A 13,666-nucleotide genomic window follows, 5' to 3' on the forward strand; every position below is an offset into this window, starting at 1 on the left:
GGTGCGGGCGTTCCCCTAGCGGACGGGATGGTGGTCGTCACGACCGAGCGTCCGCCAGGCGGTTAGGCTGCCGCACGGACGGAAGGAGCACCACCACCATGACCGTGCGCGGAACCCTCGTGGACGTCAAGACGGCGGACGGCACCGCCGACGCCTACCTCGCCCACCCCGATGACGACCGGGCCCACCCGGGCGTCCTCCTCTACATGGACGCCTTCGGGCTCCGGCCGCACCTGAAGCGGTCGGCTGACCGGCTCGCCGCGGCCGGGTACACCGTGCTCGTGCCCAACGCCTACTACCGCCACGGCCGCGCGCCGGTGGTCGACCTGCCGGAGCTGATAGACCCGGAGGACGGCGAGGAGCTCTTCGACCGGCTCGGCCCGCTGCTCGCCTCCCTCACCCCGGAGGTGACCGAGCGCGACGCGGACGCCTACCTGCGCTGGCTGGCCGAGTCCCCGCTGGTCCAGGACGGCCCGGTCGGTCTCACCGGCTACTGCCGCGGCGCCCTGCTCGCGCTGCGCACCGCCGCCAGCCACCCCGACCGGATCGCCTGCGCGGCCGGCTTCCACGGCGGCAACCTGGCCACCGACCGCCCGGACAGCCCGCACCTGAGCGCCGGACGGATCACCGCCGAGCTGTACTTCGGGCACGCCGATCAGGACGAGTCGCTGCCGCCCGAGCAGATCGGCCGACTCGCCGAGGCGCTCACCGCCGCCGGCGTCCGGTTCCGGGCCGAGGTCTACGGCGGCGCCCTGCACGGCTACACCCAGGCCGACACGGTCCGCTACGACGCGGCCGCCGACGAACGGCACTGGGAGGCCCTGCTCGGCCTGCTGCAGCGGGCTCTGCCGGCCTGACGCGCCGGCGGGCGCCAGGTGCGCGGCCGGCGGGCCCCGTCCGGGCCCGATCCGGCGGCGCTCCTCGCCCGTCCGGCGTGCCGGCACGATCCGCGTCCGATCTGTTGTCCTCCGGTTCACCCACCGGACGGGCGGATTTCGGGCGCCGGAGCATCGCGACGTACAACGTCGTCGGTCAGATGAGGAGTTGGGCCGCTTCACGCGGGGGCTTCGGGGGAACGCGGCGCCCGGCAGAAGGTGGCCGGACGACGGATCCAGGGGGCCGTACGTGCACACCATGCCGGGCGATCGGGGACAGGAACACACCGAATGGGGCTTGCGGAGCGTCCAGGACGCGATCGTGCGGGCATTCGCCGAATGCACGCCCGGCGGGGTGTCGCCGGGCGAACTCGACCGTGACGGACGGGCCTTGCGCTGGGTGGAGGCGGGGCGGGGCGGTGGTGTGCCGGTGATCCTGATCGCGGGCAGCGGCACCTCCTCGCTCACCTGGACCCCCGTGCTGCCCGAACTCTCCCGCCACGGACGGGTGGTGGCCTACGACCGGGCCGGGATCGGTGCCAGCGAGCCGCACCGCGCCTCCGCACCCGCTGCCGGCGCCCGTGCCTCCTCCGCTTACGCCACCTCCGCACCCGCCGCCAACGCCCGTGCCTCCTCCGCTCACGCCGCCCCCGCCCCTGACGGCCGCGCCCCTGACGGCCGCGCGGCCACGGGCCGGGTCGTGTCCCCGACGCTGGAGGACCAACTCGCGGACCTCGCCGCCCTGGTGCGGCACCTGGACGCCGGACCGGCCGTCCTGGTGGGCCACAGCTGGGGCGGACAGCTGGCCCAACTGCTGGCCTGGCAGCGGCCGGAGCTGGTCGCCGGGCTGGTCCTGGTGGACCCGGCGCACGAGGAGTTCCAGCCGTCGTCCGTCCGCGTCGCCGAAGCGGCGCTGAACCGGCTGTGGCTGCTCCGGACGGCACTGGCGGGCTCGGCGCCCGTGGCGGGGGATCCGCTCGCCCGGGCCGAGGCGGCCGTGATCGCGCACCCCCACCAGCGGTGGACCGTCCTCGCCGAGAACCGGCTGACGGCCGTCGTCGTCCCGGAGATCCGGCGTCAGCGCGCCGCCGCGCACCTGCCCCCGGTGCCGGTGGCCGTCCTGAGCGCGACCGAGGGCCTGCCCCGGGCGATGCGCTCCCGCTGGACGGCCCTGCAGTCGCAGGTCGCGTCCCGGGCCGTCCGGGGGACGCACATGCTGGTGCGCGGCGCCGGTCACGCCGTCCACGCGGACCGGCCCCGGGCCGTGATCGCGGCTGTCCTGGAGGTGTCCGACCACGCCCGATACCTCCGGGAAAACTGACAGTTGTGCTCAATTCCTGCGCAGTACCGAGCGGCTGAGGAGACGACACGCTCTGGCACACTGTGTGCCGATGACCCGTCGGGGAGGGTCACGACACACTGGGGGTCAGGGGCATGAGCGGGGTGGGCACCGTGCTCGGCGGGCGCTACAGGCTGGTCGAGCGGATCGGCGGCGGCGCGATGGGCTCGGTCTGGCGGGCCGAGGACACCGTGCTGGCGCGGCAGGTCGCGGTCAAGATCCTGCGCTCCGAGCTGTTCGAGGACGGCACCGCCGCCCAGCGCTTCCGCCGGGAGGCCCAGCTGGTCGCGGCCATCGACCACCCGGGCGTCGTGCACGTCCACGACTACGGCGAGAGCGGTGGCGGCGCCGACGGCGCTGACAGCGGCGAGCGCTGCGCCTACATCGTCATGGAGCTGATCGACGGCCGCCCGTTGGACCGGGTGCTCGCCGAAACCGGGCCGATGACCGTCCGGCGCGCCCTGGAGCTGGTGGCCGCCGCGCTGGACGGACTGCACGCCGCCCACCAGCGGGACATCGTGCACCGGGACGTCAAGCCGTCCAACCTGATGGTGCGCACCGACGGCCGGGTGGCCATCACCGACTTCGGGATCGCCCGGGCGATCGCCAGCACCAAGCTCACCGCCCCGTTCGCGATCATCGGCACCGCGCTCTACATGTCCCCGGAGCAGGCCGAGGGAGCGGCCCTCGGGCCGGCCACCGACCTCTACTCGATGGGCGTGGTCTGCTACGAACTGCTGGTCGGCGAGCCGCCGTACTCCGGCGACGGGCCGCTGCAGATCGCGCTCAAGCACGTCAACCAGCCGGTGCCGCGACTGCCGGACACCTTCCCGGCGGCCGTGCGCGTGCTGGTCGCCAGGGCGCTGGCGAAGAAGCCCGAGGAGCGGTACGCGGACGCCGCCGCGATGGCGGCGGCGGCGCGCTCGGCGATCGACGGCCTCCGGGGCGAGGACCGCGCGGTCGGCGGGGCGGCCAGGGCGGCCGGGGCGGCCGGGGCGGCCGGGGAGTCGGCTGGCCGGACGATCGCGCTTCGGCCGGGGGCAGGGGCGGGTGCGGGAGCGCGACCGGTCACGGCCGGAGGCTCTGGCGAGCGGGCCGGGGGCGGCGCCGAGGGAGCCCGGGGCGGGCCGGTCGAGCCGGCGGCGCGGGCGGGGGCGGGCGCCGCGGTGGGCGCAGCGGCAGGGGCCCAGGCCGGGGTGGCCGGTGCCGGCGCCGGTACGGATCCGGCGCCGTCGCTGGGCGGGGTCGCGGAGGTCCAGCCCGAAGCCCGGACCGAGCCCGGCAAGCGCCGGTCCCGGCGCACCCTGCTGGTGCCGGTGATCATCCCCGTCATCATCTCGATGGGGACCGCCACCGCCCTGCTGGTGGACCGCAGTCCCGGCGGCTCCGACGGTGCCGTTCCGCCGGCCGCGCAGCCGACCGTCGTGGTCACCGTGCCGGCGACGCCCGTCGGCGGCAGCCCGGCCGCCTCGGCCGCCACGGCGCCCGGCACTCCGCCGCCGGCCACCGAGACCCCGGCGGCCACCCCGGGCGCCGAGCAGCCGGCTCCCGGCGCGCAGAACCCGCAGCAGGCCCCCGTCCCGGCCCCGGCGCCGGCCCCGGGCGGATCCGGCGGCGGAGCAGCGGGCGGTGCCCGGCCGGGCGGTGGGGGCGCGAGCGCCGGCGGCGGTGCGTCCACCAACGGCGGGGCGGCGGGCGGTCAGGCGAACCAGCCCGGCGGCGGGGCCGGCGGCAACCCGCCCGCCCCGCCCGCCAACCAGAACCCGCAGCCCCCGGCCCAGACCACGGGCGGCGGCACCACGACGGCCCCGCAGAGCCCGAGCCGGCCCGCGTCCTGCGGCGGCAGCAGCTGGACCACCATCGTCAACGTGCGGCACAACGGCGCGATCGGGATGCGCAACGACAGCCTGACCGGTGAGAACCCGATCGTCCTCGGCGGCGCGTCGCAGTACGGCTGGGTGCGGTCCACCGATCCGGGCGCCTGGATCCACTTCAACGCCTGCAACAGCGGCGGACCGGCGCTCGTCCAGACGATGGACAACAAGGTCGTGGCCACCACCGGGTACAGCTTCCTCACCAGTTGGACCGTCCGCAGCGGCTCCACCCCCGGCTCGTACACGCTGGCCGACTACATGAACTCGGCCTGCATGACCAGCAACGGCCCGGGCAACGAGGTCACCATGGTCCCCTGCACCCCTGGCAACACGGCCCAGGAGTGGTGGCTGCAGTAGCCCGCGCATGCCCGGGACGGCGCCGCAGAACTAGCAGATGCTCCGCCGCCGGGCAAGGGGTCGGGCGGCGTCCCGGTGGCGGGATCCCGCCACCCGGACGCCCGGGCGTCACGTGGAATCTTCTACACAGTTGTAAAAGTCGATCGCCGGCCGGCCCGTCCGGTGGGCGGAATCCGCGTTCGGTGGGCGAACGGCCGTCTCCGCAGGCGGTCGGCCGTCTTGCGGATGGCGGCGATCTCGGGCGGCGGGTGAATCGTCCTGATCCGTCCACTCTGTGAACGGCCTTCACCTGCTGGCGAGACCTGGCCAACTCCTGAGGCGGACCTGTCATTTGCCCTGTCGGGTCGTCATGCTTCTGTTCATCCCCCAGCGGTAGCCCCCACCCCCACCCCTCGGTGGCGAGCCGCTCGACTCCACGGGATTCAGCACGTCAGCGCCCGTTCCGCCCCCCAGGTGCCGACCCGGCCCCCGGGACGAGGCGCGACCGCGTCCATGCGCGGTTTCCCGGAAGGACTTCGTACGTGAAGCGAAAGCTCACGGCCGTCGCCGTACTCTCGGCCACGGCCCTGCTGACCGGTGTGATCCAGACGAGCACCGGCGCCCAGGCCGCCCCCGCCTCCTCGCCGCAGGACCAGGCCGCCCTGCAGCACGCCACCGTGCTCGCGGTGGCGAGCGGCCAGGCCGGCCCGCTCGCCGCGGCGCTCGGCCTCGGCGACAAGGAGCAACTGGTCGCCAAGGACGCCGTGGTGGACCGGGACGGCACCCGCCACCTGCGCTTCGAGCGCACCTACGCCGGCCTGCCGGTGATCGGCGGCGACCTGGTCGTCCACCAGAAGGCCGACGGCGCCGTGAAGTCGGTCAACAAGGCCGTCTCCGCGCGGATCGCCCTGCCGAGCCTCACCCCGGAGGTCCCCGCCGACCGGGCCGCAGACCAGGCCGCCGGCGCCGTCAAGGCCACCGTCGGGGTGACCCTGGACGCCGACCAGTCCCCGCTGACCGACGTCCACCGGACCGGCACGGCCGAACTGGTGGTCTGGGCCACCGACGGCAATCCCCGCCTGGCCTACCGCACCACCGTCGAAGGCGCGCGCGCCGACGGCACCCCGAGCAGCCAGGTCCTGATCACCGACGCCGCGACCGGTCAGGTGCTCTCCACCCACGAGAAGGTCCAGACCGCCGCCGGCACCGGCAACGGCGTCTTCGTCGGCCAGGTCCCGCTGACCACCGCGAAGAGCGGCAGCCAGTACCAGCTCAAGGACGACGGCCGGGGCGGCCAGTCCACCGCCGACATGCGCAACGGCACCTCGGGCAACGGCTCGCTGTTCGCCAACACCAGCAACAGCTTCGGCGACGGCACCGCCGCGAACCGCGAATCCGCCGCCGTGGACGCCCAGTTCGGCGCCGCCGCCACCTGGGACTTCTACAAGAACACCTTCGGCCGCAACGGCATCCGCAACGACGGCGTCGGCGCCCTCAGCCGGGTCCACTACGGATCCAACTACGTCAACGCGTTCTGGAGCGACGACTGCTTCTGCATGTCGTACGGCGACGGCAGCGGCAACGCCGCCCCACTCACCGAAATCGACGTGGCCGGCCACGAGATGACCCACGGCGTGACGGCCGCGACCGCCAACCTCAACTACGCCGGCGAGTCCGGCGGCCTCAACGAGGCCACCTCGGACATCATGGGCACGATGGTCGAGTGGTACGCCAATCTGCCCTCCAACCCGCCGAACTACCAGATCGGCGAGCTGATCAACCTCAAGGGCGACGGCACGCCGCTGCGCTACATGGACCAGCCGAGCAAGGACGGCAGCTCCGCCGACTACTGGTCGGCCGACGTGGGCAACCTGGACGTGCACTACTCGTCCGGTGTGGCCAACCACTTCTTCTACCTGCTGGCCGAGGGCAGCGGCGCCAAGACCGTCAACGGGTTCAGCTACAACAGCCCGACGTACGACAACTCGTCGCTCGCGGGCATCGGCCGGGACAAGGCGGCGCAGATCTGGTACAAGGCGCTGACCACGTACTTCACCTCCACCACCGACTACGCGGGAGCCCGAGCGGCCACCCTCAGCGCGGCGGCGGACCTGTACGGATCGGGCAGCACGGAGTACAACGCGGTCGCCGCCACCTGGATGGCGGTGAACGTCAACTGAGCCGGGGGTAGTCGCAAGGGTGCGCGAACGGCGGGGCGACGGTGTGCGGACCACCGTCGCCCCGCCGCCGCTCCGGCGCCCGACGCGACCGGCGACGGGCAGGGCTAGCACGTGCGGTGTGGTGCGGTACACCCGGAAAACTCGACCATTCGCCCGGTGGTCCGCAACTCCCCGGAACGGCAGGGGACGTGCTTACCGGGGCATCCTTCGGATCCGTAGCGTCCCCGACATGACGTTACCGACTCAGTCTCCGCCGCGTTCGAGGCCGCGTTCGAACCGCCGACGCGGCCTGCTGCTCTACCTGGTCCTCGCCTACGCCGGGATGTGGGCGGCCATGACGCCGTTGCTCGCCGGCGGCTACCGGCGGGCCGACGCCCGGGAGGAGGTCGGCGGCCTGGAACAACTCTGCATCGGCGCCGCGATGTTCGCGCCGGGGCTGGCGGCTCTCGTGGTGGTCCGTTTCGTGGAACGCGGGGGCGGGCGCGGGGGCAGGGGCGGGCACGGTGGGGGCGGCGGCATGCGGGACGCCCTCGCGTTGCACTGGCCTCGGCCCTGGGGCCGCGCGGTCCGGGCCTGCCTGCTGCCGATCGGTGTGCTCGGCGGACTGACGGCCGCGGTGCTGGTGCTCGGCACGCTGGCCGGCAGCTACCCGTTCGCCGGGTTCCGCGCGCTGGACGAGGGGGCGGTCGGGTCATGGGCGGTACGGGGCGTGATCGGGATGGCGGTCTCGTTGCCGCTCTTCTTCGGGGAGGAACTCGGGTGGCAGGGCTTCCTGTTCCCCCGCCTGGTCCGGCTGGGCGGCGGACGCGCCGGCGCGGGAGCCCTGGTGCGGGCCTACCTGCTCACGGGTGCGGCCTTCGCGCTCTGGCACCTGCCGCCGCTGCTGATGGGCGGCCAGTATCCGGGGCGGCCCTGGTACGTGGCGGTGCCCGCGTTCGTGGTGAGCTGTGTGCTCGTCCTGCCGGTCTTCACCTGGCTGCGGCTGCGGTCGGGGTCGGTGGTCCCGGCGGTGCTGGCGCACACCTTCGCGAGCAGCATGAGCGTGTCGATGGTCAAGGAGTTCGCCGCCCCGGACGCCGAGCTGGATCCGCTCACCATGGGGCTCGCCGGCTGGCCCGGCTGGATCGTCCTCGGCGCGTTCGTCGCCTTCCTCGCGTTCACCGGGCGCCTGCGGCCGGATGCCAGCGGCGGGGTGCCAGCGGCCGGAGGACAGTGGCCGGAGGACGGCTGACGGATGACAGCTGACAGATGACGGCGAACAGATGACAGCCGACAGCTTTCAGATGACAGATGTTGAAATCTGTCATCTGAAAGCTGTCATCCGTCATCTGTCACCCGTTCACCCCCGCCAGGTCCTTGCGGATCTCGTCCAGGACCAGGCCGGCGCCGGTGTACCCGATGCCGAGCATCCACACGTTGTCGTCCACCCGGAACACCCGCCCGTTGCGGACGGCGTCCAGGTTCTTCCACAGCGAGCCTTCGGTGATCTTGCCCTGGTCGGACTTGGCCGCGTCGCCGTACACCGAGTAGAAGATGACGTCGGCCGCCGCCTGGTCCACCTGCTCGGGGCTGATCTCCAGCGAGAAACCGGGCTTGTCCTGGTTGGCCGGCCGCCCGAGCCCGAGGTCCTTGAACAGCGAGCCGACGAAGGTGTCGTCGAGGTAGAGCCTGGTCGGCGCGCCCGCCAGGAAGCGGGCCATCTCGACCCGGGTGGCGGCGGCCTTGGCCGGCCCGCCGATCGCGGTGACCAGGTCCCGGAGCTTCGTCCGGTACGCCGCGTCCGCCGCCTCGGCCTCGGCCTGGCGGCCCAGCGCCTCGGCGTGCAGCCGGACGTTCTCCTTCCAGGTCGGTCCGGTGGTCTTGGAGAGCACGGTCGGCGCGATCGCGGACAGCTCGCCGTACCGCTTGTCGTCGCGGACCTGGTTGCTGAGGATGAGGTCCGGCCGCAGTGCCGCGATCGTCTCCAGGTTGGGCTGGCCGATCGTGCCGACGGCCTTGGTCCCGCTCAGCCGCTCGGCCGGGAGGTAGCTCGGGAAGGGCGCGCCCGCGCTGACGGTGGTCGCGCCGACCGGCGCGAGGCCGAGGGTGACCACCGAGTCCAGCGCGTCCGTGTCCAGCACCACCACCCGCCCGGCCCGTGCCGGTACGGTGCTCTCGCCGCGCGCGTGCCGGACCACCCGGGCGCCGCCGCCGGTCCCGCCTCCGTCCCCGCCGCTTCCGGGGGAACCGCCCGCCGGGGCGGGCGAGTCGGTCCCGCAGGCGGCGAGGGCGAGCCCCGGCGCGAGTCCGGCGGCGAGGCCGAGCACGGCGCGGCGGCTGACGGGTGTGGGCATCGACGGCACCTCCAACGTGCGGGCGGGGCGCGGGAATTCCTGCCCGCGTGGTCGGCCCGCTACGCCTCGGAGCCGTACTCCCGTCGCTGGCGCAGCAGTTCCTCGTACTCCGCGTGCACCCGGCGGTCCATGGCGAGGGTGAACTGGGCGTCGGCGACGGTCCGGGCCAACGGGCGCACGCGCAGGATGCGTTCGGTGAGCCGGGCGGCCTCGCCGGGCGGGAGCGGGGTCTCGACGGACAGCGCGCTGAGCAGGTGCTCGGTGACCAGCTCGATGAAGATCTCGGCGATGGCGTCCACGTGTTCCCGGGTGCGCCGGCTGGCGTCCAGCACGGCCGCCAGCGGCACGCCCTCCGCCACCAGGTTGGTGGTGGCGTCCATCAGGCGGCGGCTGACGTGGGTGATCCCGTCCTCCTCGACGGTGATGTAGTCCTGGGCGATCGCCTCGGCGGTGTTCTCCTCGGTGAGCTGGTCGCCGAAGGCCGCCTTCAGTTCCTCCCAGTCCAGGCGTACCGGCGTCTCGTCCGACCAGGGAGCGACGATGGCCGCCTCCAGCCCGATCAGGTCCGCGACGTCCCGTCCGCTCTCCCCGGCGCCGATCAGCTCGGCGATGCCGCCGAGGGTGTGGCCGCGCTCCAGCAGCTCGCCGATCATCCGCAGCCGGGCCAGGTGCTCCTCGCCGTACCAGGCGATCCGGCCCTCCTTGCGGGGCGGTTGGAGCAGTTTGCGCTCGCGGTAGAACCGCAGGGTGCGGGTGGTGATGCCGGCCGCTTCGGCCAGTTCCTCCACCCGGTACTCGCGTTTTCTGTCGCCCGCAGCAGCTCTGACCTTGTCCACGGCGATCAGCATAGGTCCGTCGGCCGGGAGCGTTCCGGGAACCCGGACGCCTCCGGAACGGATCAGGGTGCTCCCGGGGCTCCCCGGGGGATCACGGGACGATCCGGGAATCGGGCCGTCGGGCTTCTTCCATCCGGTGTCAGCAAGGGCTACCCTGCCAATCGCGCCAGTGATTACTGGCGCGATTGGCAGGGTTCCGGGGAAGGCTCCCGGAGAGCGCGACGACCACCGCCCACCCTCAGGAGGAGGCCGCATGGCATCCAGCAGCAAGCGCCCCCGCTCCGGAGTGTCCGGTGCGTCCGGCACTTCCGGTGCGTCCGGCACATCCGGCACCTCCGATGCGCCCGGCGTGTCCCGCACCTCCGGCGCCGAGACGCCCGCGGCGCCGCACCAGGCCGTCCCGCACGTCCGGGTGGCGGTGATCGGCTCCGGCTTCGGCGGCCTCGGCGCCGCGGTCCGGCTGCGCCGCGCCGGGATCACCGACTTCGTCGTCCTGGAGCGCGCGGACTCCGTCGGCGGCACCTGGCGGGACAACAGCTACCCCGGGTGCGCCTGCGACGTGCCCTCACACCTGTACTCCTTCTCCTTCGCGCCCAACGCCGAATGGCCGCGCAGCTTCTCCGGCCAGCCGGACATCCGCGCCTACCTGGAGAAGGTCGCCACCGTGTTCGGGATCCGCCCGCACCTGCGCTTCAACGCCGAGGTGCTGGAGGCGCGGTGGGAGAGCGACGAGACCCGCTGGCGGATCACCACCTCGGCCGGCCAATGGACCGCCGACGCCGTCGTCTCCGCCGCCGGGCCGCTCGCCGACCCGCAGATCCCCGACCTCCCCGGCCTGAGCGGCTTCACCGGCAAGGTGTTCCACTCCTCCCGCTGGGACCACGACTTCGACCTGACCGGCAAGCGCGTCGCCGTGGTCGGTACCGGCGCCTCCGCGGCCCAGATCATCCCGTCGATCCAGCCCCGGGTCGGCAAGCTGACCGTGTTCCAGCGCACCCCGGCCTGGGTCCTGCCGCGCCGCGACCGCGAGATCACCCAACTGGAGAAGTGGCTGCACGGCCGCCTGCCGGTCACCGCCAAGGTCCGGCGCGGCACCCTCTTCGCCCTCCGCGAGCTCCAGGTGGACGCCTTCGTCCGCCGGCCCGGGCTGCTGCGCCTGGTCCAGCAGCTCGCCGAACGCCACCTCGCCCAGGGCGTCCCGGACCGGGCGCTGCGCGCCAAGCTCACCCCGGACTACCGGATCGGCTGCAAGCGCATCCTGCTCAGCAACACCTACTACCCGGCGCTCGCCGCCGCCAACACCGAGGTCGTCGCCTCCGGCCTGCGGGAAGTGCGCGGTTCCACGCTGGTCGCGGCCGACGGCAGCGAGCACGACGTGGACGCCATCGTCTTCGGCACCGGCTTCCACGTCACCGACATGCCCATCGGTGCCCGGGTGTTCGGGATCGACGGCACGAGCCTGGCGGAGGAGTGGAAGGGCGGGATGGAGGCGCTGCGCGGTTCGACGGTGCGCGGGTTTCCCAACCTCTTCTTCGTCATCGGGCCCAACACCGGCCTCGGGAACAGCTCGATGATCCTGATGATCGAGTCCCAACTGAACTACCTGATCGACGCGTTGACCACGCTCGGCTCGATCGGCGCGGCCGCGATGCAGCCGACCGCGCGCGCCCAGCGGCAGTGGAACCTGGAACTGCAGCACCGGATGGACCGGACGGTCTGGACCACCGGCGGCTGCCGCAGCTGGTACCTCGACCCCAACGGCAAGAACACCGTGCTGTGGCCCGGTTCCACGAGCTCGTTCCGCCGCGCCACCCGCAAGGTGGACCTCGGTGAGTACGAGCTGATCATGCGCACCGCGCCGGCCGCCGTCCGCCCCGTCCAGGAGGTCTCCGCGTGAACTCCGTCCGCCTGCCAGCCGAGTACGAACCACCGACGCCCGTGGAGGAGTTGAGCGTCCGGTCGGCCGACGGCATCCGGCTGCACGTCGAGGTGCACGGCCAACCCGGCGCGCCCACCGTGGTACTGGCGCACGGCTGGACCTGCTCGACCGTCTTCTGGGCGCCGGTGATCCGCGAACTCTCCGACCGCTACCGGGTGGTGGCCTACGACCAGCGCGGGCACGGGCACAGCGAGATCCCGCCGAGCCGGGTCCGCTACTCGACCCGAGCGCTCGCCGAGGACCTGTCCGCCGTGCTCGACCGGACCGTCCCGGCGGGGGAGCGCGCCGTCCTGGCCGGGCACAGCATGGGCGGGATGACCATCATGGCCGCCGCCGGCCGCCCCGAGGTCGCCGAGCGCACCGCTGCCGCCGTCCTGATCTCCACCGGCCCGCGCGAGTTGGTGGCCGAGCTCACCGTGCTGCCCTCCGCCGTACGCTCCCCGGGCCTGCGCCGCTTCCTGCACCGGCAGCTGCTGCGCTCCCGACTGCCGCTCGGACCGGTCTCGCCGGTCAGCCGGGTGGCGCTCAAGTACGCCACGATGGGGCCGAGTTCGCCCATCGGGCAGGTGGAGGCGACGGCCCGGATCGTGCACGCCTGCCCGACGTCCGTCCGCGCCAACTGGGCCGCGGTGCTCGACCGGCTGGACGTCCACGCCGGGCTGGCCCGGCTCGCCGCACCCACGTCCGTGGTGGTCGGCACCGACGACCGGCTGACCCCGCCGGTGCACGCGCACCGGATGGTCGCCGCGCTCAAGGACCCGCAGGGGCTGTTGCTGCTGCCCGGCGTCGGGCACATGGCGCCGCTGGAGCGCCCGGCCGAGGTCGCCGCCGAGATCCACCGGATGGCCGTCGAGCACCTGGTCGGCGCGCCGTCCCAGTCCGCGGCGTCGCAGTCCGCGCCGTCGCAGTCCGCGCCGTCCGCTGTCACCGCCGCAGGCTCCACCGAGGAGAGGACCGCTGTCGCATGAACGCCATCCCGCCGTTGTCCGCGCAGGTCGTCGTCGTCACCGGCGCCGCCCGCGGGGTCGGCGCCTCGCTGGCCCGCAAGCTCGCCCGGCGCGGTGCCAAGGTCGCCCTGCTGGGGCTGGAACCGGAGGAGCTGAAGGCCGTCGCCACCCAGTGCGGTCCGGACGCCACCAGTTGGGAGGTGGACGTCACCGACCTGGAGGCGCTGGAGGACGCCGCCCGACGGATCAAGGAGCACTACGGACGAATCGACACCGTCGTCGCCAATGCCGGGATCGCCATCGGTGGGCCGCTGATGGACAGCGACCACCGGGCGTTCAGCCGGGTCATCGAGGTGAACCTGCTCGGCAGCGTCGCCACCGCGCGGGCCTTCCTGCCGGCCCTCACCGAGAGCGGCGGCTACCTGCTGCAGATCGCCTCGCTCGCCGCGCTGACGCCCGCACCGCTGATGAGCGCGTACTGTGCCAGCAAGGCCGGGGTGGAGGCCTTCGCGCACTCGATCCGTGCCGAGGTCGCCCACCAGGGGGTGAAGATCGGTGTCGGGTACCTGAGTTGGACCGACACCGACATGGTCCGCGGCGCCGACGAGGACTCCGTACTGAAGCAGATGCGGGCCCGGCTGCCGTGGCCGGCGAACAAGACGTACCCGCTGGAGCCGGCGGTGGACCGGATCGTCGCGGGGATCGCGCGGCGCTCCGCGCACGTCTACGCGCAGGCCTGGCTGCGCGGCATGCAGCCCGCCCGGTGGCTGCTGCCGAGCCTGATCGCGGTGGTCGGCTCCCGCGACGTCGCCCGGCTCGCCCCCCAGCTCGCCGCCACCGCCGCGAGCCGTCTGCGCGCGGTCGGCGCCGGTGGCGCGGCGGACACGGCGGCCCGGGGGAGCCGCAGCGGGTCGGAAAGCTGACGGCTGGACAGCCGGCCGCCGGCGGATGCCGGCGGCCACGGGACAGCCGACGGATGACAGCGAGCAGGTACCAGCGAACAGATA

Annotated in this window: 10 protein-coding genes; 8 read left to right on the forward strand and 2 right to left on the reverse strand. The window is 73.6% G+C overall.

Going from position 1 to position 13,666, the window contains the following annotated elements; translation table 11 throughout:
* Nucleotides 1-98 precede the first annotated feature (98 nt).
* The 5 genes from ACZ6Y7_RS09705 (at nt 99) to ACZ6Y7_RS09725 (ending at nt 7,835) form a co-directional block, all read left to right on the forward strand.
* Nucleotides 99-857: a dienelactone hydrolase family protein gene (locus ACZ6Y7_RS09705; RefSeq protein ID WP_465757310.1), complete on the forward strand. Its 759-nt coding sequence runs from the start codon at nt 99-101 to the stop codon at nt 855-857.
* A 340-nt stretch (nt 858-1,197) separates the two neighbouring features.
* A complete protein-coding gene (locus tag ACZ6Y7_RS09710; RefSeq protein WP_465757311.1) occupies nt 1,198-2,196 on the forward strand; it encodes an alpha/beta fold hydrolase in 999 nt (332 codons plus the stop codon).
* Between the two features lie 113 nt (nt 2,197-2,309).
* Nucleotides 2,310-4,445, forward strand: a complete 2,136-nt coding sequence (locus tag ACZ6Y7_RS09715; RefSeq protein ID WP_465757312.1) for a serine/threonine-protein kinase — start codon at nt 2,310-2,312, stop codon at nt 4,443-4,445.
* A gap of 521 nt (nt 4,446-4,966) precedes the next feature.
* Nucleotides 4,967-6,604 (forward strand): M4 family metallopeptidase, encoded by a 1,638-nt coding sequence (locus tag ACZ6Y7_RS09720; protein ID WP_465757313.1) that lies wholly within the window; start codon nt 4,967-4,969, stop codon nt 6,602-6,604.
* A 229-nt stretch (nt 6,605-6,833) separates the two neighbouring features.
* A complete protein-coding gene (locus tag ACZ6Y7_RS09725; RefSeq protein ID WP_465757314.1) occupies nt 6,834-7,835 on the forward strand; it encodes a CPBP family intramembrane glutamic endopeptidase in 1,002 nt (333 codons plus the stop codon).
* Between the two features lie 100 nt (nt 7,836-7,935).
* Here ACZ6Y7_RS09725 and ACZ6Y7_RS09730 read toward each other — a convergent pair whose 3' ends face one another.
* Together ACZ6Y7_RS09730 and ACZ6Y7_RS09735 are read right to left on the reverse strand one after the other, a co-directional pair.
* Complete coding sequence (locus tag ACZ6Y7_RS09730) at nt 7,936-8,937, reverse strand: ABC transporter substrate-binding protein (RefSeq protein ID WP_465757315.1); 1,002 nt, start codon at nt 8,935-8,937, stop codon at nt 7,936-7,938.
* A 59-nt stretch (nt 8,938-8,996) separates the two neighbouring features.
* Entirely contained in the window at nt 8,997-9,785 is a 789-nt protein-coding gene (locus ACZ6Y7_RS09735) for a MerR family transcriptional regulator (protein ID WP_465757316.1), read from the reverse strand.
* Nucleotides 9,786-10,026: 241 nt separating this feature from the next.
* Here ACZ6Y7_RS09735 and ACZ6Y7_RS09740 point away from each other — a divergent pair, with 241 nt between their 5' ends.
* Genes ACZ6Y7_RS09740 through ACZ6Y7_RS09750 form a run of 3 tightly spaced genes read left to right on the forward strand, consistent with a single transcriptional unit; the run spans nt 10,027 to nt 13,582 of the window.
* Nucleotides 10,027-11,670, forward strand: coding sequence for a flavin-containing monooxygenase (locus ACZ6Y7_RS09740; protein WP_465757317.1), 1,644 nt, complete (start codon nt 10,027-10,029; stop codon nt 11,668-11,670).
* Nucleotides 11,667-12,680 (forward strand): alpha/beta fold hydrolase, encoded by a 1,014-nt coding sequence (locus ACZ6Y7_RS09745; RefSeq protein WP_465757318.1) that lies wholly within the window; start codon nt 11,667-11,669, stop codon nt 12,678-12,680. The genes ACZ6Y7_RS09740 and ACZ6Y7_RS09745 overlap by 4 nt, the downstream gene beginning before the upstream one ends.
* Nucleotides 12,677-13,582 carry an SDR family oxidoreductase gene (locus ACZ6Y7_RS09750; RefSeq protein WP_465757319.1) on the forward strand — a complete coding sequence of 302 codons (906 nt, stop codon included), beginning with the start codon at nt 12,677-12,679 and terminating at the stop codon, nt 13,580-13,582. Before ACZ6Y7_RS09745 ends, ACZ6Y7_RS09750 begins: the two co-directional genes overlap by 4 nt.
* Nucleotides 13,583-13,666: the final 84 nt, after the last annotated feature.

It is taken from the genome of Kitasatospora sp. NPDC053308 (assembly GCF_055585785.1).

Excerpts from the sequence above, each read along its gene's own strand:
- ACZ6Y7_RS09705 (WP_465757310.1), top strand. The coding sequence starts at position 99 with ATGACCGTGCGCGGAACCCTCGTGGACGTCAAGACGGCGGACGGCACC.
- ACZ6Y7_RS09715 (WP_465757312.1), top strand. The coding sequence starts at position 2,310 with ATGAGCGGGGTGGGCACCGTGCTCGGCGGGCGCTACAGGCTGGTCGAG.
- ACZ6Y7_RS09725 (WP_465757314.1), top strand. The coding sequence starts at position 6,834 with ATGACGTTACCGACTCAGTCTCCGCCGCGTTCGAGGCCGCGTTCGAAC.
- ACZ6Y7_RS09730 (WP_465757315.1), bottom strand. The coding sequence starts at position 8,937 with ATGCCCACACCCGTCAGCCGCCGCGCCGTGCTCGGCCTCGCCGCCGGA.
- ACZ6Y7_RS09735 (WP_465757316.1), bottom strand. The coding sequence starts at position 9,785 with ATGCTGATCGCCGTGGACAAGGTCAGAGCTGCTGCGGGCGACAGAAAA.
- ACZ6Y7_RS09740 (WP_465757317.1), top strand. The coding sequence starts at position 10,027 with ATGGCATCCAGCAGCAAGCGCCCCCGCTCCGGAGTGTCCGGTGCGTCC.
- ACZ6Y7_RS09750 (WP_465757319.1), top strand. The coding sequence starts at position 12,677 with ATGAACGCCATCCCGCCGTTGTCCGCGCAGGTCGTCGTCGTCACCGGC.